Source organism: Bacillus mexicanus (genome assembly GCF_050445615.1).
Lineage (GTDB): Bacteria > Bacillota > Bacilli > Bacillales > Bacillaceae > Bacillus > Bacillus mexicanus.
The window spans coordinates 103744-128244 of record NZ_JBCEYV010000001.1 but is presented as its reverse complement, the minus strand read 5'-3'; the positions used below and the strand labels follow the sequence as shown (position 1 = coordinate 128244).

Genomic DNA, 24501 nt, shown 5'->3' with positions numbered 1-24501 from the left:
ACACGTTACCACTGTTTTAAAACGACATTTTTTTGGCCCAACAGTTCTTTTAAGCGATATAATACCTGGTAATCCGCATTGATATGAAACGACTCAGGCAGCTTAATCGTCTGTTTCTGCCTTTCATAATAGAGATAAACGCCTGTTTCCCCTTTATGCTCCAGCAAAATGCGCTTAATCTTTGCCAAGGTCTCCTGGCTGTGCTTACTGCTTTCTATTTTTATATAAACCGATGGCGCTTTTTCCGCATCCATATTATCTAATAATTCTGCCTGGGACATGATGAACTGGACCTTATCCTGCCTTACTTCACATTTGCCCTCGGTGAACAAAAGAGCGCCTTCTCTTAAAACAGGGGAAAGCTGTCTGAATTGTTCAGGAAAGACTACGGCTTCCATTTCACCGGTTTCGTCACTGAGTGTTAAAAATGCCATATTTTGACCTGTTTTTGTCCGAATCGTCTTTATCCTCGACAGCAGGACACCGAGAGAAAGCGGCCTTTTAACAGCCTGCTGGGCCTGCAGAATGGACGCTGCCCCATGTGCGGCAAGCTGTTTTCGGTAGGCAGAAAGCGGATGATTTGAAAAATAAATGCCAAGCGTCTCTTTTTCAAACGCCAATAAATCCACAAGCGGAAGCTCTTCCGTCTCTACATACTTCGGCTTAATCGAAAACGATTCATCTAAAAACAATCCCATTTGGTCATCGTCCGCGGCGAATAGCTCAGCATGTTCCAAAGCAACATCAATGGATGCGAGCATCGTGGCCCGGTTTTGGCCGAATTCGTCCATCGCACCAGAAAAGATAAGTGCTTCAAGCATTTTGCGATTTACGTTTTTGGACGGCACACGAAAGCAGAAATCGAAAAGATCTTCAAATGGTTTCTCTTTTCTTGCTTTATAGATATCTTTGACTGCTGAAACGCCTACACTTTTTATCGCACGAAGGCTGTATCTGACAGATCCGTCTTCAACTGTAAACGGAAAACTGCTTTTGTTCACTGACGGAGGAAGGATACGAATCCCGCTCCCCTTTGCTTCGTAAAGATGTTGAGCTATTTTGTCCTCATTGCCAATGACGCTTGTCAGCAATCCGCACATAAAATATAACGGATAATGAGCTTTCAAATACGCAAGCTGGCAGCCTATCATACTGTATGCCACCGCATGGCTTCGATTAAAGCCATAGTTCGCGAATTTGACGATTAAATCGTAGACTTCATTTGCAGTGTCTACAGAATACTCCTTTTTTAAGCACCCTTCAACAAAATGGCTTCGCTCTTTGTCCAGGATTTCTTTTTTCTTTTTGCTGACCGCCCGCCTCAGCATGTCCGCTTCACCTAAAGAAAACCCTGCCATGCGGGAAGCAATCATCATAATTTGTTCCTGATACACAATAACGCCATATGTATCTTCTAAAATGCTCCTTACATCTTCATGAGGAAAATGAACAGGCGCCCGTCCATGTTTACGGTCGATAAAAAGCGGAATATTTCCCATCGGACCAGGCCGGTACAGCGCATTGACTGCCACAATATCCTCCAGACCTGAAGGTTTAAGCCGCTTCAAGACGCTTCTCATCCCTGCGGATTCAAGCTGGAAAATCCCTGTCGTATCCCCTCTTGACAGCAAAGAGAACGTTTTGTCATCACTGTACGAAATATTTGAAAGATCAATTTTAATCTTTTCTTCTTTTTCGATCATTGAAGTGATGGACTCAATCAAGGTCAGGTTGCGCAAGCCTAAGAAATCCATTTTTAAAAGGCCCAAGTCTTCAAGATGATCCATCGCGTATTGCGTCAAATATATCCCTTCATGCCCTTCCTGAAGCGGAACGACATCTGTTAACGGCTCTTCACTAAGGACCACACCCGCTGCGTGGGTTGATGTATGTCTTGGCAGCCCTTCTATTTTTAGGGCAATTGTATAGACTTGCTGAAGCAGGTTTGACTCGCGAAGCCGCTTATCCAGCTGAGGCGACTGTTTTCTCGCTTCATCCAGCGTTATGCCCGGCCTTGAAGGAATGAGTTTTGCAAGCTGATCAGCTTCCTTTGGGCTTACACCGAATACTCTGCCGACGTCTCGAAGCGCCGCTTTTGCCGCAAGTGTTCCAAAAGTAATAATTTGCGCAACATGCATCGCACCGTATTTCTGCTGCACATATTGGATGACTTCATCTCTTCTTGTATCCGGAAAGTCGATATCAATATCTGGCATGCTGATACGTTCGGGGTTTAAAAATCGTTCAAACAGCAAGTGATGTTTAATCGGGTCAACATCTGTGATATACAGCACGTAAGCTACAAGAGAGCCTGCCGCAGAACCTCTTCCCGGTCCCGTGACGATTCCTTTTTCATGAGCATGCTTCATAAAATCCCACACGATCAGAAAATAATCGCTGAACTTCATTCGTTTGATGATATCCAGCTCATACTGAAGACGGCGAATGTATCGCTCATCAGGCGTGCCAAGGCGGCTCCGGAGCCCTGCCATACAGATATCCGTTACATAATCATCGGCGGACGTTCCGTCTGGAGTCGGGAAAGATGGGAGACGGGCTTGTCCGAGACTGACATCCACCCGGCATTGTTCGGCGATTTCAACAGAAGCCAGCAACGCTTCGGGATGCTCCCGATAAATGTTTTGCATTTCTTCGATTGGTTTCAAATCGAGATCAGGAAGATCTTCAGCAGGTGCATCCGTCAATTTTTCACCTGCTTTAATCGCTTTCAGACAGCGATAAGCAGTCTTGTCTTCTTTCCTTATGTAATGCACATCGCCTGTCGCAGTAACGGGAATGCCAGTTTCTTCAGACAGCCGCAGAATCTGCTCAGACAAGGATTGATTCCCTTTAAAGGGCTGATACGAGACATAAAAGGCTTCTTTTCCGAATATCGACTGAAACTCAAGTGCAGCTTGAGCGGCCTGTTCAAACAGCCCTCCTTCAAGAAGCATTTCAATATATCCTTTTTCACCGGGCGTTATTGCAATAATGCCTTCTCGATAACTGTGAAGCCATTTCAGCTTTAGCCCGCCTTTTGATTTTGATTGCAGGACGCTGCTGATTTTCAGCAGATTTTGATAGCCTGTATTTGATTTTGCCAGCAGAACGAGCGGATAGGCTTCAAGCTCGTTATCATCTGTAAAAACAGAAGCCGTCAAACCGATTATCGGGTGAATCCCCCTCGTCTTGCATGCTTTATAAAATTGAATAGCTCCGTACATGACATGATCATCTGTCAGCGCCAAAGATTCATATCCGAGCCTGTCAGCTTCACTGACGAGCTCTTCCACAGCCGCGGCGCTGTTTAGCAGGCTGTACCCGCTATGCACTTGCAGGTGAACAAAAGACATGCTATCACCTCTTTCTCAATACGCTCCATTTCTTTCTTCATTATAAGTCCGGTTTCCATAAGAAACAAATGTTCTTTTTCGACTGGTCATCATACTTGTCCTGAAAACTCAATATGATATAAAGGGTGAGGTGATAAAGATGGATCAGGAAGCAGGATTTATGGTGAATTTTATTAATAGTTACTTCATTGCCTTAGGGGTGCTGATCGGAGGCGCACTTATCGGAGGACTCGGAGCCTATTTGGCAGGCGAAGCGCCGCTTACGGCCATTACAAAGCTTGCGAACCGGTTAAAAATATGGGCGCTTGTCGCAGCTATCGGAGGCACCTTTGATGCAGTATACAGCTTTGAACGCGGCATTCTTGAAGGCAATACAAGAGATATTTTTAAGCAGCTTCTTTTGATTATCTCAGCCATGGGCGGGGCGCAAAGCGGCTGGCTCATTATTTCATGGCTGACTCAGGAGCATCTTTCTTCATGAGGATTCCACAGCAGTACAAAAAACCAGGGTGGCAGCGCTTTTTCGCGGGAATGATGTGCGGAGCCATAATCAGCTGGTTCTTTTTCCTGTTTACTTATGGAACATTCCAAGAGGAACAGGTCACCCTCATTGAAAAACAAAAAGAGCATGTAAAAGACTTGAACAATCAAATTTCGATCTATCAGGAAGACCTCCATAAATTGAATGAAGATAATAAAAGAAAACTGCTGATTCAAAGCGTCAGCGTCAAACTGCTGAATGGAGATAAATATAAAATATCGCAGCCGGATAAAACGAAATTCGAGGAACATGTAAAAGATGATATCTCAGAGGTGATTACAAAAGACATCGAAAGCGTCTATCAAACAAAGGATCTTTTAAAACGGACTATCGAAAATAAAGTCTATATGATCAATGAAAAAAAATACGAAGCAACCGTTAAAGAATTAACAATTTATACAAGACTGACCGTAGAGCTCGAAATATCATTCGCCACGTAATTATGGATTTTTTTAAAATTCACCAAACTTCTGTCGCTTTTTCCCATTCTTTTTTATAAACTATATGTGAGGCTTATTGACGAAAGGAAGGAGGAAGGGAAATGGAGGTTTACAGTGACCGTCAGTTAGCAAAAGATCAAACAGCCCGAATCAGACAAGGTTTTTCTGCATACGCCGAAACAAACTCACTCGCTTCCCTCATCAAAAAAGAACTTCAATCTCACAATCTCCAAGTCTATGAGGACCTTACTGACTTTGGATGCTGGTTCATTCCCGTCACTGGTGAACACTAAGAGAGGGTCTCCCCTCTACTCGTGTTCTTTACATAATGTTTCAAGATCGGCTAAAATCCGATCAGCCTCATCCCAGTTGTAAATAGAGGCCCCTGAGGCAAGCGGATGCCCTCCTCCGTTATATTTCCGGGCAAGTCCGTTAATGACAGGTCCTTTTGAACGGAATCTGACTCTGATTTGATCGTCTTCTTCTACGAAAAACACCCAAGCGCGAATGCCTGAGATATTGCCAAGCGTCCCGACAAGCTGAGACGCTTCCGAAGCCGTTGTGCCAAACTTTTCAAGCGTATCTTTTTTAATGAAAACAGAAGCGGCTCCGTTTTCGGACAATGACACATTTTGGAAGATAAAGCCATTAAGCTTCACTACATTCAGTTTTGTTTCATACAATTGATTAAACAGCTCTGAGGAAGAGAATGGATACTGAATGAGCTCGCCTGCATATTTTAATGTTTTTTCCGTTGTATTCGGAAATAAGAAACGTCCGGTATCTCCGACAATGCCGGCGTAGATCAGCTCTGCCGCTTTCGTATTAAGCTTCCAGCCATGCTCTTTTCCTTCTAAATACAGTTCGTAAATCATTTCACTTACTGAGCTTGCGCTTGTATCGACCCAGAGAAGGTCTCCGTATGGATCTTCGTTCGGATGGTGGTCGATTTTCATCAATTTGGCTCCTGAAGGAAAACGCTGATCGTCAATTCTTTCTTGATTTGCCGTATCACAGACAATGACAAGTGCGCCTTCATATGTTTCATTGTCCACCTCATCAAGGGAATATAAGAAAGAGAGGGACGGTTCCGGCGTGCCGACTGCGAAAATATTTTTTTCAGGATATGATTCACGCAGGATTTCTGTAAGCCCGCACTGTGATCCGTAGGCATCCGGATCAGGACGCACATGTCTATGTATGATAATCGTGTCATATAATGATATGGTTCTGATCAGTTCTGTTTTCATTTGGTACTCCTTTATTGTTTTTATTCATTAAATCACATTCTCTGCCGACGGAAAAGATAAAAACGTCAAAACCAAGCCCGTTTTTATTAGGATGGGTTTGTAAACTTTTACGATGGAGGATTTCATTTATGCTGGTTCTTGTTTTTTTGATTGGGCTTTCAGCCTGCTTTTATGTGTATTATAAAGTAAAAGACATACGGGCAAAACAAGCTTTGGAAAAAGAAATCTGTTCAGCAAAATCAAGCATGGCCTTAGGATCGCTGGTCCTATTCTACGGTCTCAACCAAATGATATTATTCCATTCAGTATTAACGTTAGTCATCGGCGGCATCTTTATCATCATAGGAGCAGGAAGCGCTTGGGCAGGTTATAAGGCTTACAGGCATTACAATCCCCTTCACGCTAAAGAAGCTGAAAGAGATCACGCGTAGGGGGCGCCTGACGTCCCTTAGCTTCTTTCCATCAGCTGAACCATCAGCATCGCTTTTGACACGATATGGCCTTGGTTATGCACCTCTACCTCCATTTTTCCGAACTTTCGGCCGGCCTCTAAAATGCGCGGTTTGACTTCAATGACCGATTCCATCTGCACAGGCTTCAAAAAGAAAATGGTGATGCTTTCTATGACAAGCTCGCCGCGTTTTTTCGAGCGTAAAAAACGGTTTGCCGCTTGCGTCAAAATGGTCGTAAACACACCATAAGAAATGGTTCCGAGCTGATTTGTCATCTGCGGTGTAACCTCATACTCGTAAACCGTTTGCCCCTCTTTATCATTGTCCTCATCTTTAAATCCCCTTGAAACGATATCATCAAGCTTCTCTCCGACCTGCGGCTGCTTTTGAATCATTTGGAGGGCCTTTAACACGTCTTGGCGGCTGATTATGCCGATCAGTTTTTGGTGTTCGTCCGTGACGGGAAGCAACTCGATCCCTTCCCATACCATCATCTGCGCAGCTGAGGCGACAGATGTTTTCCCAATCACCGTAACCGGATTTTTGGTCATGACCTTTTCGATAGGTGCATTTCGGTCATGGCCGGCAATATCTTTTGATGTCAGAATGCCGTGGATTTTCATCTGGTCGTCGACAATTGGAAATCGGCCATGCCCCGTTTCAAAGTTTTTCTCATACCACTTTTCAAGCTTTTCCTTAGGCGAAAGATATATCGTGCGGTCAGCGGGCGTTAGGATGTCCTCCACCAGGACAATTTCTTTTTTGATCAGCTGGTCATAAATCGCCCGGTTGATCATTGCGGCGACTGTAAAGGTGTCATAGCTTGTTGATAAAATCGGCAGCTCAAGCTCATCTGCCAGCTGCACAATGCTGTCATCCGTATTGAAACCCCCGGTCACCAATACAGCCGCTCCCGCTTCGAGCGCTTGTCTGTGTGCATTGATTCTGTTTCCGACAATCAAAAGATTGCCTGCCGCAGTGTAACGCATCATCGCGTCCAGCTCCATCGCGCCGATAACGAACTTATTCAATGTCTTATGAAGCCCTGCCCGGCCTCCGAGCACTTGTCCGTCTATGACATTTACGACTTCTGCATATGTAAGTTTTTCAATGTTTTCTTTTTTCTTTTGTTCAATTCTGATAGTGCCCACACGTTCGATTGTGCTGACAAACCCTTTATTTTCTGCTTCCTTGATCGCTCTGTACGCAGTGCCTTCGCTTACTTTCATTTCCTTTGCAATTCGTCGCACAGAAATTTTTTCACCGACAGGCAGTGAATCAATATATGTTAAAATTTGTTCATGCTTCGTTGCCAAGCCTTTCACCTCTAAGGACAGTCTTCTGTTTTTATTATAAGGGCTTGGAGGATTTGTACGCAATGAGGCTGGAAAATAAAAAAACATCTCCTGATTCATCAGGAGATGTTTTCATCCGTTTAAAGCTCGATCGTCTCACCAGCAGCCATTACTTTACCGACTCCGCCCGGCAGGCTGTCAGCAAATGCCTCAGGATCTTGTTCGATGACCGGGAATGTATTGTAGTGCACCGGCACGACCTGCTTTGCCCGCAGCCATTCAGCGGCAAGCTTGGCGTCTTCAGGCCCCATCGTAAAGTTATCGCCAATCGGCAGGAAGGCAAGGTCAATATGATTCAATTCGCCTATCAGCTTCATATCTGAGAATAGAGCCGTATCACCCGCGTGGAAAATTGTTTTACCTTCGACAGTCAGCAAAATACCGGCCGGCATGCCTGTGTACGTGATCGTTTTGTTTTCTTCGTCTGTGATCGCTGATCCGTGAAAGGCCTGTGTGAGCTTCACTTTTCCAAAATCGAACTGGCGAGAGCCGCCGATGTGCATCGGATGAACATTCAAGCCTTTCCAGCCTAAGTACACGGCGAGCTCGTTTGGAGCTACGACAAGCGCATTGTTTTGCTTGGCGATTTGCTCTGTGTCGCCGACATGATCATTGTGGCCGTGCGTCAATAAGATGACATCTGCTTTTACATCCTCCGGCTTGATATCCGTTAACGAATTCCCTGTCAAAAATGGGTCAAATATTATATGGTGCTCCTTCGTTTCCACTGTAATGACAGAATGTCCGTGATATGTCACTTTCATTTCTTTCACCTCGTCACGATATTTTGATTTTTTATTTTCCCTTTTTAAAAAGCTGAAAAACTTATGTTGCTTGATTCTTATTAATGACATTGAGGCCACCGGTGGCTTCAATGACAGTTCCTGTTACAAGGTCTGAGTTCTCCTCACACAAGAAAGCGATAATCCGGGCGATATCTTCGCCTGTGCCGGATCTTCCAATCGGCGTTTTTTCTTTGCCGATTCGCTTTCTGGCTTCCTCTATTGAGGCTTCCTTCATCCCACCGACAATCTCTCCTGGGCAAACCATGTTAGCGGTTATGCCGAATTCAGCTTCTTCAATGGCAATGGTTTTCGTCAAAGAGGCCAAACCTACTTTTGCAGCGCCAAATGCCGATCGATGAAGCCATCCGGGCGCATGCGCCGCGCCTTGGAATCCGTATGTGATGATGCGTCCGAATTGCTGTTGTCTCATCGCGGGGATAATCGCTTTGAATAAATGAAAGACAGCGCTTAAATTACCTTCCAGCATGCCGTACCATTCATCATCAGTGTAATCAGCTAACTTTTTACGTTCAAATATGTATGGCCCCGCGTTGTTAATCAAAAAGTCGATCCTTCCGAAGCGGTTTAAGGCAGCCTCTGCCATACGCAGCAGATCTTCTTTTTTTGTGACATCACCTTTTACAAATTGCAGCCGGTCAAGACAATCATGACAGGCTTCCTTTAGGCAGTTGACAGCTTCCTCGTCCTGTCTGTAATTGACTGTTACTGAATACCCCTTTGCAAGCAAAGTCTCAGTCACTTTGCGTCCTAAACCTTTTGAACCGGCAGTAATTAAAGCATGTCGCACATGAATACCTCCCAAAGCAACGTCGCCGCTTTCATAAAGCGTTTCTTCTTCTACTTTACTATAAAAGGCCTTCAATATCACTTTTTACACTTTGACATACAAAAAAAGCTGCCTGTACAGACAGCTTATTTGGCAGTAGACGAAGATTCCTGATCAGGCATATCGACATAACCGCTTTGATATGCTTCTGAAATAAGCCTTGTCGTCTCCTGGCTTTCTTGTTCATCATATATATAGCGTTCCGGCTCTTTTTTCATCATTTAGCCTCCCATCATCATTGTAGAGATAGGTTGGCTATAATGATGAGATTTTATGAAGGAAATATTAGCAAACTCCGGCTGCAACGCAAGCTTTCGCTTTTTCAAGCGCCTGCTCCACCTGTTTGAACCCAGTGCCTCCTGCGCTCATTCTTTTTTCAACCGCGTGGTAAGGGTCTAAGACCGTGTAAATATCTTCTTCGAAAAGCGAGCTCGCCTGTTGAAAATCACTAAACGGCATATCGCTTAAATAGATCCCTTTTTCAATACATGTGTACACAAGTTTCCCGACCACTTCATGCGCTTCTCTGAACGGCATTCCTTTTTTCGCTAAATAATCGGCCAGTTCTGTCGCATTTGAAAAGTCTTGTTTTGTCGCTTGCTTCATGACCTCTTTGTTTACAGTCATCGTTTGGATCATGCCCGTGAAAATTTGCAGGCTGCCCTCGACTGTTTTTACCGTATCAAACATGCCTTCTTTGTCTTCCTGAAGATCTTTATTATAAGCGAGCGGAAGGCCTTTCATGATCGTAAAAAGCCCCATCATATCGCCGTATACGCGTCCCGTTTTCCCACGAATCAGCTCTGCCATATCAGGGTTTTTCTTTTGCGGCATCATGCTGCTTCCAGTGGCATACGTATCGTCAAGCTCGATGAATTTAAACTCCTGAGAGCACCATAGAATGATTTCTTCAGAGAAACGGGATAGGTGCATCATCAGCGTACTGCTGTTGCTTAAAAATTCCAAAATGAAGTCTCTGTCGCTGACGCCGTCCAGACTGTTTTCATAAATGGAATCAAAGCCGAGCAGTTCTGCTGAATAATTACGGTCGATTGGGAAGGTTGTTCCCGCGAGTGCACCGCAGCCTAACGGAGACTTGTTAATTCTCTTCATTGAATCCTGAAAGCGTTCCTTATCGCGCTCAAGCATCCAGAAATAAGCGAGCAGGTGGTGAGCGAATGAGATCGGCTGTGCGCGCTGCAAATGTGTGTAGCCCGGCAAAATCGTTTCGACATTCGCCTCCGCCTTTTCAATCAGCGTGCTTTGGAAAGCTCCAATCAGTTCGATGATGTGGCTGACATGATTTTTTAAGTATAAATGCATATCAGTCGCCACCTGGTCATTCCGGCTTCTGCCGGTATGCAGCTTACCGCCGAGAGGGCCGATTTCGTCAATCAGCATTTTCTCAATATTCAAATGTATATCTTCATAATCGACTGAAAATGCCAATGCTCCCTCCTCTGCTTTTTGCAGAAGGGTATTCAGCCCCTCACGGATTTTCTGCTCTTCTTCCGCTGTCAGGATACCGCATTTTTTCAGCATGGCAGCATGTGCGAGAGACCCTGTAATGTCTTCAGTGACTAAATTTTGGTCAAATGATATGGACGCGCCAAATTCGTCGACCCATTTTTCCGGTGTTTTTTGAAACCGGCCTCCCCAAAGCTTCTTCATGCTTTCATCTGCTCCTTCTTTTTCACGATGCTGTTCACTTTTGTCGGAAGTCCCCAAAGCTCAATAAATCCAATTGCCGCATGGTGATCAAACGCATCGTCTTTCGTATATGTTGCAAGTTTTTCATCATATAGAGAGTATTCTGATTTACGCCCCTCTACAATCGCATGGCCTTTAAACAGCTTCACACGGACAATACCTGTGACATGCTGCTGCGTTTCCTTTAAGAAAGCGTGCAGCGCATTTTTTAATGGCGAGAACCATAAGCCGTTGTAGATAATCTCCGACATTTTTTGCTCGATGATCGGTTTAAAATGAGCGACCTCTTTCACCAAAGTTAGGTCTTCTAGTTCTTTATGCGCTTTGATGAGTGTCATCGCACCAGGGCATTCGTAAACTTCCCGGGATTTAATGCCGACAAGACGGTTTTCCACATGGTCGATACGTCCGACACCGTGTGCGCCTGCCACTTCATTCAGCTTTAAAATCAATTCAGAAAGCGAGTAGGATACACCGTCAATCGAAACAGGCACGCCTTGTTCAAAAGCAATTTCAATCACTTCCGGCGTGTCCGGCGTTTTTTCCAGCGGTGCCGTTAAATCGTATGCACCTTCTGGCGGCGCTGCCCATGGATCTTCTAAAATACCGCACTCGTTTGCGCGGCCCCAGAGGTTTTGGTCGATAGAATACGGGCTGTCAAGATTAATCGGAATCGGAATGCCGCGGCTTGCCGCATATTCAATTTCTTCTTCACGTGACCACTGCCATTCGCGAACCGGCGCGATAACTTCAAGGTCAGGGTTTAATGATTTAATAGAGACTTCGAAACGAACCTGGTCATTTCCTTTGCCTGTACATCCGTGCGCGATGGCCTGCGCATCTTCTTTTTCCGCAATCTCAACCAGTTTTTTCGCGATAAGCGGCCGGGACAATGCCGAAACGAGTGGATATTTCCCTTCATACATCGTATGGGCCTGCAGAGAGATAAGCGCATAGTCCTGTGCGAATTCTTCTTTTGCATCGATCACGTAGGAGTTTGTTGCACCGACTTCCAGCGCCTTCTGCTGAACAAATGCCAAGTCTTTTCCTTCACCGACATCCAGACAGCAGGCGATCACATTATATCCTTGCTCTTGGAGCCATTTTATTGCGACGGAAGTATCAAGACCTCCTGAATATGCTAACACGACTTTTTTCTGTTCTGACATGATAATAATCCCCTCTCAACTGTGTTTCTTTTTGTATAAAAATAAATTATATTTAATAAAAATGCATTTTGTATGTATACACTGTAACAAGTATGTTTCTTTTTTTCAAGCCTTTTATAAAAAAACTTCACCTGAATTTTCAGGTGAAGTTTCGCAGTATTTATTCATTTACTTGTCTTTTCTGATTTCTCTGACCACATGTGCAAGTTCAGGAATAATAAGCTTATTCATTGCCAGCTTTACCGCACCGCTTGAGCCTGGTGTTGAGAAAACAGCTGTATGCTGGATGACGCCTGCGGCAGCTCTCGACATAATCGCGGCAGAACCGATATCCTCTGTATAACTCAGCATCCTGAATATTTCTCCAAAGCCCGGCAGCTCTTTCGAAAACAGCGGCGTAATGGCTTCAATTGTGACATCCCGATTGGCTATGCCTGTCCCGCCGTTTAAGAGCACTGCGTCTGTATGTTCATCCAAGCACCCTGCAAGCACAGCACGCTGCAAAGCATCCTTTTCATCTTTTATGATTTCATATGAAGCGATGTGATGACCTGCATCTTCTAAAAACGAGATCATCAGCTTCCCGCTTTTATCGGTTTCTTCCGTTCTCGTATCACTGACTGTGATCACTTTGCATCGAACAATATCAGGAGCTTCTTGTTTATGCTCTTGAACACTCATCGTTCCACCTCTTTTATTTTTTCTGTCTGTCACAATCATGCATGAACAAAAAAGCACATTCAAGAGAATGTGCTTTCATACGATTTATTCTGCTAAACGGACAACGTCACGTGCAATCATGACTTCTTCATCAGTCGGAATGATCATGACTTTCACTGGAGAATGCGGATAGCTGATGAAGCCTTCCTCGCCGCGAACGTTATTAAGCGCAGGGTCCCAGTATACGCCCATAAATTCTAAGCCGCAAAGGACGCGCTCTCTCACTTCTATACTATTTTCACCGATTCCCGCAGTAAAGATAATCGCATCCACACCGCTCATTCTTGCTGCATAAGAACCAATGTATTTGTGAATTCTGCTTGCGAAGACTTCCAGCGCCGTTTCTGCTCGCTCATTTCCTTCTTTCGTTGCTTTAACGATGTCACGAAGATCGCTTGAGAAGCCAGAGATACCGAGCAATCCGCTTTTTTTGTTTAATGTTTCCAGTACTTCGTCAGCTGTCTGGCCTGTTTTCTCCATGATATATGGAATCAAGGCAGGATCAATGTTTCCAGAACGGGTACCCATTGCAACGCCAGCAAGCGGCGTAAAGCCCATGGATGTATCAATTGATTTTCCGCCTTCAATAGCTGCAATACTCGCGCCGTTTCCGAGATGGCAGGAAATCAGGCGCAGGTCTTTTAATGGGCGGCCCAGTAGTTCTGCCGCGCGCTCAGACACATATTTATGTGAGGTGCCGTGAAAACCGTATTTACGGATGCCGAATTTTTCATAATATTCATATGGCAGGCTGTACAGGTAAGACTGTTCAGGCATTGTTTGGTGGAACGCCGTATCAAAAACAACAACCGCATGAACATTTGGAAGCACTTCTTTGAACGCTTTAATTCCAACGATATTTGCCGGGTTGTGAAGCGGTGCCAATTCAGAGATATTTTCAATTTCCTTAATCGTTTCATCCGTCAATAAAACAGAATCGCTGAATTTTTCTCCGCCGTGCACGACACGATGCCCGATTCCGTCAATTTCATTTAAATCCTTAATAATGCCAAATTCCGTTAATTTGTTCAGCAGCATTTTAACAGCTACCGCATGATCCGGAATATCAGTAACTTCTGTATTTTTTTCGCCGTTTACAGAAATCGTGAATACGCTGTCGGCGATACCAATTCGTTCAACTAAACCCTTCGTTAAAACGGTTTCAGAAGGCATTTCGAAAAGCTGAAATTTCAAAGATGAGCTTCCTGCGTTAATTGCAATAATTTTGGACATGATTGACGCTCCTTTATACTCTGTATCAACAACTTCGTTTTCGTACTTTTTTCCCGGTGAATATCTTTACTTCTCCGAAAATATCTGACTTTTTCATTTAAACATTGTCATGCCAGCATTTCAAGTGAACTTGTGTATTGATAACGCTTACAATAAGAAGTCATTATTTTCAGATATATCGTCTGTAGATTTTGTAATGACGAACGCTTACATTTAGCGGGTTTTCCTTCTGTATTTTGTGTTTCAAAACTTGATTCAATTCGTCAGACCGATTTCAAGAGCATAAATAAAAACAGCTTAAGCACCATCGCATGACGGCTGCCTAAGCTGCTGTTCGACACCTATTTCTCTTTTTTAAACCACTCATCAAATTGAGCCATCATATCAAGCATTGCCTTTTGATTTGAAAAAGACGGCAGACTCGCAAGCAGAATTTGACTCGGTGCTTTCGTCTCTGTTCCTTTTTTCTGAAGTACAAGGATGCTTTTCGCATGTGCCTCATCTTTAAAAATAGATTTTGGCAGCTGCAAAAGCGCGTTGATATGAACTTTATCTTTGAAAAATTGTTTCAGCTTTTCGCTTTGGGAGCTCTCAAATAAATGATTCGGGATCATAAAAAATGAGTAGCCGCCCGGCTTGGTATGTTTGAGACTCTGTTCGATAAACAGATGATGGGCGTAGGAATGGCCTTCATCCGCTTTGAGTTCAAATGCTTCTGCCCCCTCGTCATTCGGATAATAGCCGACTGGCAGGTCACAAATGACTGTGTCAACAGGATCGATAAACAGCGGCTCAAGGCTATCCTGATGGAAAAGCTCAAGCTCTTTTTTCAGAAGATTCGCTTGGGCATATGCGATTTTCAGCAGCACATCATCAATTTCAATACCATAGCTATTTGCCGTTTTTTCAGATAGCTGGTTCAGCACTGTGAATAGAAGGTTTCCTGTTCCGACAGCCGGATCAAGAATCGTCAGTTCCTTCTTGTCCGCCATAAACTTATTCACCAAATAACTGATGAAAAGCCCGATCGTGTCAGGCGTCATTTGTCTGTTCGGATGAGAAATATCTTTCAGACCCTTCAGAACAGCAAGCTGAAAAGCTTTGCGCACCCACTCGTGCTCACACGTCTCGAATTCCGCTTTTTCAAGCAGAGCTTGAAGCTGTCCGTCTTTCTTGTCAGACAGTTTCAGCTGATCCGTTTTTTCAAGAAAATACATTTCTCCCGCTTCAGCCAGCGCCTCTATATATGAAATTTGCAATTCATTCTTTATGATAATCGCGGCCTCGTCTAACAGCTCGTAAACCGCACCTACATGGTCTTTTTGCATATGTGTTCCTCCTTGCCATAAAAAAAGCTCCGGCGGCAGCCTGGAGCTTTTTTCCCTGCTTACTTTACTAATGCTTTGGCAGCCTCAATTGGCTTTTCATAATTCGGGTGGTTTGTCGCTTCACTTACATATTCTGCATAAACGACTTTTCCGTTCTCATCAAGGACAAATACGGAACGCGCAAGCAGACGAAGTTCTTTTATATACACACCGAACGCTTCGCCAAATGACATATCTCTGTGGTCAGACAATGTTTCCACTTTGTCAATTCCGTTAGCACCGCACCAGCGAGCTTGTGCAAATGGAAGATCTGCACTGATTGTGTAGACGTTGACATCTCCAAGCTTTGCAGCTTCTTCGTTAAAACGGCGTGTTTGCGCGTCACAAACGCCTGTATCAATTGAAGGGATAACAGAAATAATCGTTACCTTTCCTTTCATATCAGCTAACGATTTTTCGTCAAGGCTGTTAGTCAGCACTGTGAAATCAGGAGCTTGATCCCCTGCTTTCACTTCTTGTCCGACGAGTGTAACCGGACCGCCTTTGAATGTAATTTCAGCCATTATAATTCCTCCCTATTGTATGTATGTCTCTATCTATCATAGTAAAGTTTCCTGCAAACTGCAAAGTTTATGCCAAAAAAGTTAACTGCGGCCTCCGCAGTTAACTTACTTTACTCATTCATATTGTTCATTTGATTTTGACCCTGACCTTGGTGCTTGTTATTTTTCTTGAACATTTGCTGAATACGTTCAAGGGTTTGAGGGGCTGCATCTAAAATTTTTTCAATCAAATGGGTATTTTCATCTAGATGGAGCATTCTGACGCCGGTCGTTCCGACAATTAAAAATGCGATCGGCGTAATGGATACACCGCCACCGCTTCCGCCTCCGAAAGGAAGTTTCTGTTCTCTCGTCTCATCGTCTTCCGATTTTTTTTCTGCCGGCTTTCCGCCAAACTCGCTTCCCCCTGCGGCAAATCCAAATCCAACTTTAGAAACAGTCAAAATCACGCTTCCATCCGGCGTTTCAACCGGGTCTCCGATGATAGTATTTACATCAATCATTTCCTTCAAGTTTTCCATTGCGGTTTTCATTAAACCTTGGATGGGGTGGTCTGCCATATACGCTTCCTCCTTAAACTGATGAATCATTCTTTGAAGTCATTCGGGATGACGAATTCTTTTTTAATACGGATAGCTCCCGTCCGTATTTGACGAATTTGAAAGCTGCAAGCATAGCATGTCCAAAGCGAAAAAAGAATATACACTGAAAATGGGTCTTGGAAACAGGAACTTGAAACGATGGAATCACTTCATAAACGGGTGTATTCACAAAATCCAGATGGTCATACAGCATCGCAGCGATACCGCCTTTCACACCCCAGACAGCGCCTGTTAACACACCTGTCACTGCCGCATCCTGAATTCCGACAACTGTAACCCATTCGAGTTTTGTGATATGTAAATGCGCCAAAAAAGACGCGCTGATTTTTTTTAATTTGGTGACCTGATGCAGAAGCGTTTGGATTTTATGAATGCTTTTCTGTACATCATCTTGCGTAATTTTTTTCTTTTCGCTGTTTTTTTTCATTTTGGATTCCGTTTTTTGTTTAATATCCACCGTTCCATCGTCTTTGTTGAACTTAATCGCCGGGATTATTTTTTTTATCCGGATGAGGCCAAACAACGCTGTGATCTTCAACGTCAATTTGTCATTATCATCGGCATGAAGATACTCCATCGCGACATGGATCTTCATTCTAAAAAGCAGTATGATCCCTAGGAGAATAAGAATGGCTGTCAGCACATATACCATATTCTTCACTTCCTCTAGGAGCATTATCGCCAAATCCAAAAAAAATAAACCCGGAGGAAATCCGGGTTTATCGGTTATTTGCGGTACAATTTTTCATGCACTACTGTCGTATCTGCAATGTAATCATGAATCCCCTGCTTTGTGGGCGAAAACGCAATGACGATATATAAAATCCAAAACTTATCAATATACCGTCCGACTACTTCACGAAAAATGACTGCGCCCCATGTCAGCTTGCGATCCGGCTTCACAGAAACCACCTTGAGGCCGAATACCATTTTCCCAAGCGTCTGCCTGAAGAACTTTGTCATCAGCGCAAAATAGGCAAGATACACAACAAGCGTAGTCACACTGTAGGCCGAGAAAGTAAACATGCCGGATGTTTTCGGCAAATCCAATACGGTAAAGAGGGGAGAAACAAGTAAATGGTTTAATCCCCATACAACGAGCCAATCCAGCAAGAAAGCCCAGAAACGAACCCAAAAGCCGGCATAGGCAAGTGTCAGCGGTTCCGCTTCTTGCAGGCTTTTGATGTCATCGCGCTCTAACTCTTCATATGTCGTGTCCATTATTGATCCCTCCTACTTCGCATAGAGATACATCATTCTCGGCGAGCCGGATTGTGAAAGAATTTCTCTCATATTCAGAAAATCAATTTCACTCTTAAACATTTTGTTAGCACTCATGGAAAACAGTGAGCCTAATCCAAAGCTTTTCTCATAAGAAATGACAGTCGCATTTTTCAAATCCTTATGATCCTTTTTCATCGCTGAAATGGTGTCATCATAAAAACCAAGCTCATCAACAAGCTTCAGTTTTTTCGCCTGCCGTCCGTCATACACGCGTCCATCCGCAATTTTCTTCACGTCAGCTTTCGACATGCCGCGGCCTTTGGAAATGACATCAACAAAACCTTCATACGAATTATCAACCATGGATTGCATGATGTCCTTTTCTTCTTTCGTCATTTCACGGGAAGGAGACATAATATCCTTATGGGCTCCGCTCTTAATTATTTCAAAAGAAATGCCGAGCTTATCAGCAAGCTTTGAATAATTGACGCTTTCCATAATAACGCCGAGTGACCCAGTCAAGGTTTCCGGTGTCGCAAAAATCTTATCAGCCGCCGTTGAGATGTAATAGCCGCCAGATGCTGCCATCGATCCCATCGACACGTAAATCGGTTTTTTTGTTTCTTTCTTGATTTCTTCTAGTTTCTTATGTATTTCAGCACTTTCGTACACTCCGCCGCCCGGAGAATTCACCTTCAGAACGATGCCTTTGACCATTTTATCCTCTTTTGCGCGCTCAAGGTTTTTTAAGAATGTTCTGTGGTTATATCCGTCTGAACCGAGCAGACTGCTTGAATCTCCATTATCCTGGATAGTGCCACTGACCTCTAATACAGCTATTTTACTTGAGAGACTGCCGTTTTCCAGCGTCTTTTCCTGCGTTTCATCCGTCAGTGATGTGAGATCTGTTTGAGCGCCTTTGGCACTTTCAAAGAAACTCATTGAGATGCTGACGATGATGGACACGCCGAAAATCCCCAATGCAATCACTAATGCAATCCATCTTTTTGCATTCATTTTTTCTCCTCCTTTTTCCCAAACTCTCTCATTATACGATTGAAAATGAAAAATGTTTCATTTGATGAGAAAGCTCCGGCTTAACTGGCTGCCGGCAAACATGGTACACTTATGGCCAAAGGTATTTTATCACAATACTGGATGACAGAAAAACTTAAATATGACAGCAAAGGGGATATGGGATATGACCGATCAGCGCCGTAATGTTTATTTTTTTCACAAACAAGACCAAAAAACAAACGAACAAGCCAGCTCTTTAATACAATTGGCTGAAGAGCACGGATTTACGGTTGTGAACCATCAGTCAGACGCCGATATTATTGCCAGCATTGGCGGGGACGGTTCATTTTTGCAGGCAGTCAGAAAAACGAATTTCCGTGACGACTGCTTGTATGTCGGCATTACCAAAAAGGGGAAAGCTCATTTATATTGCGACTTTTATAGTGATGAGCGGGAAAAATTGGTCGATGCGATGACGTTTGAACAATTAGAAGTCAGAAAATATCCGCTGATTGAAGTGGCAGTGGATAACGCCAGCCCTTTTCACTGCTTAAACGAGGTCTCTATCCGTTCAAGCATCATTAAAACCTTTGTCATGGATGTGCTAATTGATGATCTACACTTTGAAACGTTTAGAGGTGATGGAATGATCATCTCAACCCCTACAGGCAGCACCGCTTATAATAAGTCTGTAGCAGGAGCGGTTGTTGATCCGCTACTCCCATGTATGCAGGTATCTGAGCTTGCCTCACTCAACAATAATACCTACCGGACACTCGGCTCGCCATTTGTCCTCAGCTCTGACCGAAAACTGACCCTTCGTGTGATACAAGACGGAAATGATCACCCAATCATCGGATTGGACAATGAAGCTCTCAGCACGAGAAACGTGAAAACAATCGAAATCAAACTGTCTGACAAAAAAATTAAAACAGTGAAACTAAAGGACAATTCATTCTGGGAGAAAGTGAAGCGTACCTTTTTATCGTAAGCAAAAAGGACAGGCAGCTGCCTGTCCTTTTATAAATTCTCATACACAATCTGGCCGTTGATCACGGTTTTTTTTATGTCCAAAAGATGAAGCTGGGCGGGATCATTTGTAAACGGATTATCACTAAGAACTGTAAAATCCGCGTCATAGCCTTCTGCAATCTTTCCGCGTGACTCCTCTTTATAAATGATCCGGGCGCTTCCTTCCGTATAGAGCTTTATCGCTTCATATATAGATAAACATTCGCTTTCATTATAGCTTGGCCCGTTCTGCTCATGACTGCTTTTCCTAAGCACCGCCGACTGGATGCCAAGAAGCGGGTCAACAGGCTCTATCGGGGCGTCTGAACCGCCCGCGCATAAAATGCCTTTAGACATCAACGTTTTCCAAGCAAAAGCTGTGTTCATCCTGTCTTCTCCAAGACGGTCAATGACCCACGGAAAATCACTGGCGACGAAATGAGGCTGAAGATCAAGTGCGATCGGCATCCGTGCTGCTCTTTCAATTAATTCGTCGTTCAGCACTTGCGCATGAATCAGCCGGTCATGCCTTCCGTTTGCGGGCGGATGTTTTTCAGCTGCATTCAGCACTTTTTCAAAAGCGAGATCACCGATTGCGTGAACCGCAACCTCCATGCCTTTTTCTCTCGCTTTTTGAACAAGCCGGGCAAGGGTTTCATCATCATGAACTTGAACCCCGCTAGTGGACGGATCGTCCTGATAGGGTGCTTTCAATAAAGCGGTTCTCCCGCCAAGCGCTCCATCTGCAAAGATTTTCATTGCACCGAACTCCACATACGGGCCGATTGGCTTCTCTAGCTGCTCCCATCGATCGACTGCTTCATGATGAACGAGCAAATGGCAGCGGAACGGGTACGCCCCGCTTGCAGCAGCTTTCTCATACGCTTTCATCGGCACAGAAGCATCGCCGTAATAGGACAAGTCTTCCGAATGCCCTCCCGTCAGGCCTTTTGCCCAGCAATCCTTTATCGCAGCCGTAAGCGCCTCATCAACATAGTGCTGAGAGACTGGCGGGACAGCTTTCAAAATTAAATCCTGCGCCTTATCAAACAGAAGTCCGGACGGCTCACCATTTGCATCTTTTACAATGACTCCCCCTTCAGGGTCGGGCGTGTTTCTTGAAATTCCTGCTGCTTGAAGGGCTGCAGAATTGACAGCTATCGCATGCCGGCATATTCGTTTGAGTAAGACGGGCCTGTCTGGAAATAAATGATCAAGATCATGCTTAACCAAATAGTCCGGTGTCTTAAATTGATTTTCATTCCAGCCCTCTCCAATGAGCCAATCGCCCTCAGAGAGCTGCGCTTCTCTTTCCTTGGCAGCCTGTAAAATCGCTTCTTTCGACGTTAGCGCGGACAGATCAAGCTGGAGCTGTTTTTCACCGTGGCCGATCAAATGCAAATGGCTGTCGACAAAACCCGGAAGCATGACCGCTCCGTCCAGATTGATTTCTTCCGTTTCCGGAGACCCGTACTTTTTCTTTAGACATTCATAGCTGCCAGTGCCCTTTATGACACCGTCCTCAACATAAACTGCCTCTGTCCGATCGTCTTCTTCGAGCATCGTATAAATGAAACCGCCGTGCCATATCGCCTTCACTTCACGTTCACTCTCTTTCGTTATGCCTTTTTATTGGCTTTGAGCTGTTCTTCGCGTTGTCGTAATTCCACTCGTCTGATTTTTGCAGAAGCCGTTTTCGGCAGGCTTTCTACAAATTCAATCTCTCTTGGATATTTGTAAGGAGCAGTGATTGTCTTCACATGATTTTGCAGCGTTTTGACAAGCTCATCACTGCGTTTATCGTAATCTTGCAGAACAACGTATGCCTTAACGATGGAGCCTCTGATTTCATCCGGGCTTGCAACAACCGCACATTCTTTCACTTCAGGGTGCTTAACAAGCGCATCCTCCACTTCGAATGGCCCGATCGTATAGCCGGAGCTGATGATAATATCGTCATTACGGCTTTCAAACCAGAAGTATCCGTCTTCATCTTTTTTGGCTCTGTCTCCTGTGAGGAAATAATCGCCGCGAATTTGCTTTTTCATTCTTTCCGGATCTTTGTAATATTCCTTAAAGAGCGCCGGTGTACTCAAATGAACTGCGATATCGCCAACCTCACCCGTTTTACAGATTTCGCCGTCTTCGTTAATGATCTCAACCTGATTGCCCGGTGTCGGTTTTCCCATGCTCCCTGGTTTAATATCTGTATCTTTTAAGACACCGACTAACAGTGTGCTTTCTGTTTGGCCATATCCGTCCCGCACCTTAATGCCAAAGTGCTTTTGGAACACATCAATGACTTCGCGGTTGAGCGGCTCACCTGCGGAAACAGCGCTATGCAAGGCAGAAAGATCATAGCGGTCTAAGCCATCGACCTTCGCCATTAAGCGGTATTCTGTCGGCGTGCAGCAGAAAACATTGATTTTGTAGCGGTTTAACAGTTCTAAATATTTTTCCGCTTTGAATCGGCCGTAGTATATAAAACCTGTCGCTCCGCTGCCGAGTGTCGCTAAAAACGGGCTCCACACCCACTTTTGCCAGCCAGGAGCAGCAGTCGCCCAGACGGTATCCTTTTCAGAAATATCAAGCCAAGCGCCGGCAGATGTTTTTAAATGAGCAAATGCCCAACCGTGTGTATGTACAACACCTTTAGGCTGACCGGTTGTCCCAGATGTGTAAGATAAGAAAGCCATATCTTCTCTAGTTGTGTCAGCTGTTTGGAATTGGCTTCCGTCTGCTTCAATCGATAAGAGATTTTTCCAGCCGGCATCGTTTTCGCCAATAGACAGCTTAATCAGTTTGTCAGCCGTACTGACATCACGGAAGGCGCCAATAAATGCAGAATAGACGATAGCGCCTTTTACTTCCGCATGTTCAATCCGGTATTCAAGATCTTTCGCACGAAGCATTTCGGAACACGGGATGACAACCATTCCTGATTTCAGGATAGCCAAATAAACAGCATAGGCTTCAAGCACCCGCGGAACCATTACAATCAGCTTATCTCCCTTTTTAAACCCAAGGTCAGCCAAAGCCGCCCCGATTTTATTTGTTTCTTCCATCAGCTTTTCATATGACCAAGATTTTTGTGTACCTGACTCATCTTCCCATAGAAGAGCGGTTTTTTGTCCAGCAGCACTGAACTTTTCCATTTCATTCACTAAGTTGTATTGCATAGGTGCAATTAAATCTTCTCGTTTTAACACGAACAACTCCTCACTTTCTCCACTCATTATACATAAATTCAGGCCCTTTTCGTAAGGATATGCCTAAAAATAAGCTGCGTAAACATAGATTTTATAGGCCGCTAGTCCTTTTTTATATATAAAAACGAAAAAGAGTGGGGATATCCCCCACTCCTAAGCCATTATGTGAAATTGTAAATTAGAATTGTCCTCCGCCCATGTTTTGTTGAGCAAAAGATACAAGACGTTTAGTGATCTCTCCCCCAACAGAACCGTTAGCGCGAGAAGTTGTGTCTGCTCCAAGGTTTACACCGAATTCAGAAGCGATTTCTAATTTCATTTGGTCGATAGCTTGAGCAGCTCCTGGTACTAGAAGTTGGTTACTGCTGTTACCGTTTTGACTGTTTTGTGCCATGTGTCTCACCTCCTTGTGAGTATAGAATGTGTTAAAACACATGGCTTCATTCAGAAAAACTTTGGTAATTGTATACAGGAGCTGCAGCTGATTTAAAAGAGTTCCATGAATTTATCGTTTGCTTCTTGTTCGCTATACAGTGTCACTGTCTCAATGTTTTCAACTGCTTCTTGGATATACGGCTCAAAATCAACAAAGCTTTCATAGTGTTCGATTTTTTCTTTTTTAGGGCGTGTTTTCGGACTAGGCGGCGTAAAGATCGTACAGCAGTCCTCAAACGGCTGAATGCTCGTCTCATACGTACCGATTTCCCTTGATTTTTCAATGATTTCTGTTTTATCCATGCCGATTAACGGACGCAAAATCGGTGTTGACGTCACCGCATTAATTGCATACATGCTTTCAAGCGTTTGGCTCGCTACCTGGCCGAGGCTTTCTCCCGTAATGATAGCAAGCCCGTTTCTCTTTTCTCTGATTCTGTCTGCAATTTGGAGCATGAGGCGGCGGGTTGCCGTCATTGTGTAGTTTTCGGGAATTTGTTTTTGGATCAGCTCCTGCGTTTTTGTAAACGGTACAATATGAAGCGTCATGCTTCCGCCGAAATGGGCCAGGCATTTTGCCAGATCCATTACCTTTTGCTTTGCGCGCTCGCTTGTGTACGGCGGGCTGAAGAAATGAACAGCTTCTACTGATATTCCTCGTTTCATCGCATAAAAACCGGCGACAGGGCTGTCAAAACCGCCGGAAAGCATCAGCATTGCTTTGCCTGCTGAACCAACTGGCAGGCCGCCTGCTCCTTTTTCATTGCGAATCGTCAAAAACGTCGCTTCCTCCCTGATTTCGATTCTGAGCGGGATATCAGGGTTGCGGACATCGACGGTCAATCCTTCTGTATGCCGCAAAATATGGCCGCCGACTTCAGCATTCATTTGATTGGTATCTAATTCAAATTGTTTATATGCTCTTTTTGTCTCTACTTTAAACGTATCACCAGACTGATACTGGTCCTCTATCGCCTTTAGAGCAGTAGCTTTTATCTCATCAAGACGGCTGTCACACTTAATCGCCAGGCTGAAGCTTTGAATGCCAAACACCTGCTTTAAATGAGGGAAAAGAGCCTCAGGATCTTGGCCATTTAATGTAATCGTCATCCGGTCCCGATTGGAAAAGTATTTTAAGTTCGGATAGTCTTTCAAAACGAGTCTGATGTTTTGCTTTAAGCGCTCAATAAAGCTTTTTCTGTTTTTGCCTTTAGTCGAAATTTCCCCAAAACGAATTAATATATGATCGTAATTCAT

General features: G+C 44.2%; 25 protein-coding genes. 5 read left to right on the top strand and 20 right to left on the bottom strand.

What is annotated here, in order from left to right:
- Positions 1 to 5 precede the first annotated feature (5 nt).
- Complete coding sequence (gene dnaE / locus AAGG74_RS00765; protein WP_429674251.1) at positions 6 to 3353, bottom strand: DNA polymerase III subunit alpha; 3348 nt, start codon at positions 3351 to 3353, stop codon at positions 6 to 8.
- A 139-nt stretch (positions 3354 to 3492) separates the two neighbouring features.
- Here dnaE and ytrH point away from each other — a divergent pair, with 139 nt between their 5' ends.
- The 3 genes from ytrH (at position 3493) to AAGG74_RS00750 (ending at position 4627) form a co-directional block, all read left to right on the top strand.
- On the top strand, positions 3493 to 3834 hold the full coding sequence (gene ytrH / locus AAGG74_RS00760) for a sporulation membrane protein YtrH (RefSeq protein WP_003223537.1): 342 nt from the start codon (positions 3493 to 3495) through the stop codon (positions 3832 to 3834).
- Complete coding sequence (gene ytrI / locus AAGG74_RS00755; RefSeq protein WP_429674250.1) at positions 3831 to 4334, top strand: sporulation membrane protein YtrI; 504 nt, start codon at positions 3831 to 3833, stop codon at positions 4332 to 4334. The genes ytrH and ytrI overlap by 4 nt, the downstream gene beginning before the upstream one ends.
- A gap of 101 nt (positions 4335 to 4435) precedes the next feature.
- Positions 4436 to 4627, top strand: coding sequence for a YtzJ family protein (locus tag AAGG74_RS00750; protein ID WP_162101096.1), 192 nt, complete (start codon positions 4436 to 4438; stop codon positions 4625 to 4627).
- A gap of 15 nt (positions 4628 to 4642) precedes the next feature.
- On the opposite strand, the gene nrnA is transcribed toward AAGG74_RS00750, so the two are convergent.
- On the bottom strand, positions 4643 to 5584 hold the full coding sequence (nrnA, locus tag AAGG74_RS00745; RefSeq protein ID WP_162101097.1) for a bifunctional oligoribonuclease/PAP phosphatase NrnA: 942 nt from the start codon (positions 5582 to 5584) through the stop codon (positions 4643 to 4645).
- 128 nt (positions 5585 to 5712) lie between these two features.
- Between nrnA and AAGG74_RS00740 the strand changes: the two genes are divergently transcribed.
- Complete coding sequence (locus AAGG74_RS00740; protein WP_162101098.1) at positions 5713 to 6015, top strand: YtpI family protein; 303 nt, start codon at positions 5713 to 5715, stop codon at positions 6013 to 6015.
- A gap of 17 nt (positions 6016 to 6032) precedes the next feature.
- Here the strand turns inward: AAGG74_RS00740 and AAGG74_RS00735 are convergent, their stop codons facing one another.
- The 14 genes from AAGG74_RS00735 to sppA all read right to left on the bottom strand — a co-directional run bounded on the left by AAGG74_RS00735 (position 6033) and on the right by sppA (position 18589).
- On the bottom strand, positions 6033 to 7352 hold the full coding sequence (locus AAGG74_RS00735; protein ID WP_429674249.1) for a DRTGG domain-containing protein: 1320 nt from the start codon (positions 7350 to 7352) through the stop codon (positions 6033 to 6035).
- A gap of 119 nt (positions 7353 to 7471) precedes the next feature.
- The gene (locus AAGG74_RS00730; protein WP_162101100.1) at positions 7472 to 8155 is read right to left on the bottom strand and encodes a metal-dependent hydrolase; all 684 of its coding nucleotides are present in this window, start codon (positions 8153 to 8155) and stop codon (positions 7472 to 7474) included.
- A 61-nt stretch (positions 8156 to 8216) separates the two neighbouring features.
- A complete protein-coding gene (locus tag AAGG74_RS00725; protein WP_225493640.1) occupies positions 8217 to 8984 on the bottom strand; it encodes an SDR family oxidoreductase in 768 nt (255 codons plus the stop codon).
- Positions 8985 to 9109: 125 nt separating this feature from the next.
- Positions 9110 to 9241 carry a hypothetical protein gene (locus AAGG74_RS00720; protein ID WP_258894761.1) on the bottom strand — a complete coding sequence of 44 codons (132 nt, stop codon included), beginning with the start codon at positions 9239 to 9241 and terminating at the stop codon, positions 9110 to 9112.
- 67 nt (positions 9242 to 9308) lie between these two features.
- On the bottom strand, positions 9309 to 10694 hold the full coding sequence (gene argH, locus AAGG74_RS00715) for an argininosuccinate lyase (RefSeq protein ID WP_162101102.1): 1386 nt from the start codon (positions 10692 to 10694) through the stop codon (positions 9309 to 9311).
- A complete protein-coding gene (locus AAGG74_RS00710) occupies positions 10691 to 11902 on the bottom strand; it encodes an argininosuccinate synthase (protein WP_162101103.1) in 1212 nt (403 codons plus the stop codon). The genes argH and AAGG74_RS00710 overlap by 4 nt, the downstream gene beginning before the upstream one ends.
- A gap of 168 nt (positions 11903 to 12070) precedes the next feature.
- Positions 12071 to 12583 (bottom strand): MogA/MoaB family molybdenum cofactor biosynthesis protein, encoded by a 513-nt coding sequence (locus AAGG74_RS00705; protein ID WP_429674248.1) that lies wholly within the window; start codon positions 12581 to 12583, stop codon positions 12071 to 12073.
- An 84-nt stretch (positions 12584 to 12667) separates the two neighbouring features.
- Positions 12668 to 13855, bottom strand: coding sequence for an acetate kinase (locus AAGG74_RS00700; RefSeq protein WP_429674247.1), 1188 nt, complete (start codon positions 13853 to 13855; stop codon positions 12668 to 12670).
- Between the two features lie 341 nt (positions 13856 to 14196).
- Positions 14197 to 15183 carry a class I SAM-dependent methyltransferase gene (locus tag AAGG74_RS00695; RefSeq protein ID WP_162101106.1) on the bottom strand — a complete coding sequence of 329 codons (987 nt, stop codon included), beginning with the start codon at positions 15181 to 15183 and terminating at the stop codon, positions 14197 to 14199.
- Between the two features lie 59 nt (positions 15184 to 15242).
- Positions 15243 to 15746, bottom strand: coding sequence for a thiol peroxidase (gene tpx / locus AAGG74_RS00690; protein WP_429674246.1), 504 nt, complete (start codon positions 15744 to 15746; stop codon positions 15243 to 15245).
- Positions 15747 to 15856: 110 nt separating this feature from the next.
- The gene (gene ytfJ, locus AAGG74_RS00685; RefSeq protein ID WP_225493638.1) at positions 15857 to 16306 is read right to left on the bottom strand and encodes a GerW family sporulation protein; all 450 of its coding nucleotides are present in this window, start codon (positions 16304 to 16306) and stop codon (positions 15857 to 15859) included.
- Positions 16307 to 16319: 13 nt separating this feature from the next.
- Positions 16320 to 17000: a DUF2953 domain-containing protein gene (locus AAGG74_RS00680; protein ID WP_429674245.1), complete on the bottom strand. Its 681-nt coding sequence runs from the start codon at positions 16998 to 17000 to the stop codon at positions 16320 to 16322.
- 74 nt (positions 17001 to 17074) lie between these two features.
- Positions 17075 to 17569, bottom strand: coding sequence for an RDD family protein (locus AAGG74_RS00675; RefSeq protein WP_429674243.1), 495 nt, complete (start codon positions 17567 to 17569; stop codon positions 17075 to 17077).
- A 12-nt stretch (positions 17570 to 17581) separates the two neighbouring features.
- Positions 17582 to 18589, bottom strand: a complete 1008-nt coding sequence (sppA, locus tag AAGG74_RS00670) for a signal peptide peptidase SppA (protein WP_429674242.1) — start codon at positions 18587 to 18589, stop codon at positions 17582 to 17584.
- A gap of 184 nt (positions 18590 to 18773) precedes the next feature.
- Here sppA and AAGG74_RS00665 point away from each other — a divergent pair, with 184 nt between their 5' ends.
- Complete coding sequence (locus tag AAGG74_RS00665) at positions 18774 to 19580, top strand: NAD kinase (RefSeq protein ID WP_225493636.1); 807 nt, start codon at positions 18774 to 18776, stop codon at positions 19578 to 19580.
- A 29-nt stretch (positions 19581 to 19609) separates the two neighbouring features.
- Here the strand turns inward: AAGG74_RS00665 and AAGG74_RS00660 are convergent, their stop codons facing one another.
- From AAGG74_RS00660 to thiI, 4 genes are all read right to left on the bottom strand, one after another.
- Entirely contained in the window at positions 19610 to 21199 is a 1590-nt protein-coding gene (locus tag AAGG74_RS00660; RefSeq protein ID WP_429674241.1) for an amidohydrolase, read from the bottom strand.
- Between the two features lie 20 nt (positions 21200 to 21219).
- Positions 21220 to 22809, bottom strand: a complete 1590-nt coding sequence (gene mbcS / locus AAGG74_RS00655; protein WP_162101114.1) for an acyl-CoA synthetase MbcS — start codon at positions 22807 to 22809, stop codon at positions 21220 to 21222.
- Positions 22810 to 22987: 178 nt separating this feature from the next.
- On the bottom strand, positions 22988 to 23203 hold the full coding sequence (locus AAGG74_RS00650) for an alpha/beta-type small acid-soluble spore protein (RefSeq protein ID WP_010329658.1): 216 nt from the start codon (positions 23201 to 23203) through the stop codon (positions 22988 to 22990).
- A gap of 92 nt (positions 23204 to 23295) precedes the next feature.
- A complete protein-coding gene (gene thiI / locus AAGG74_RS00645; RefSeq protein ID WP_429674240.1) occupies positions 23296 to 24501 on the bottom strand; it encodes a tRNA uracil 4-sulfurtransferase ThiI in 1206 nt (401 codons plus the stop codon).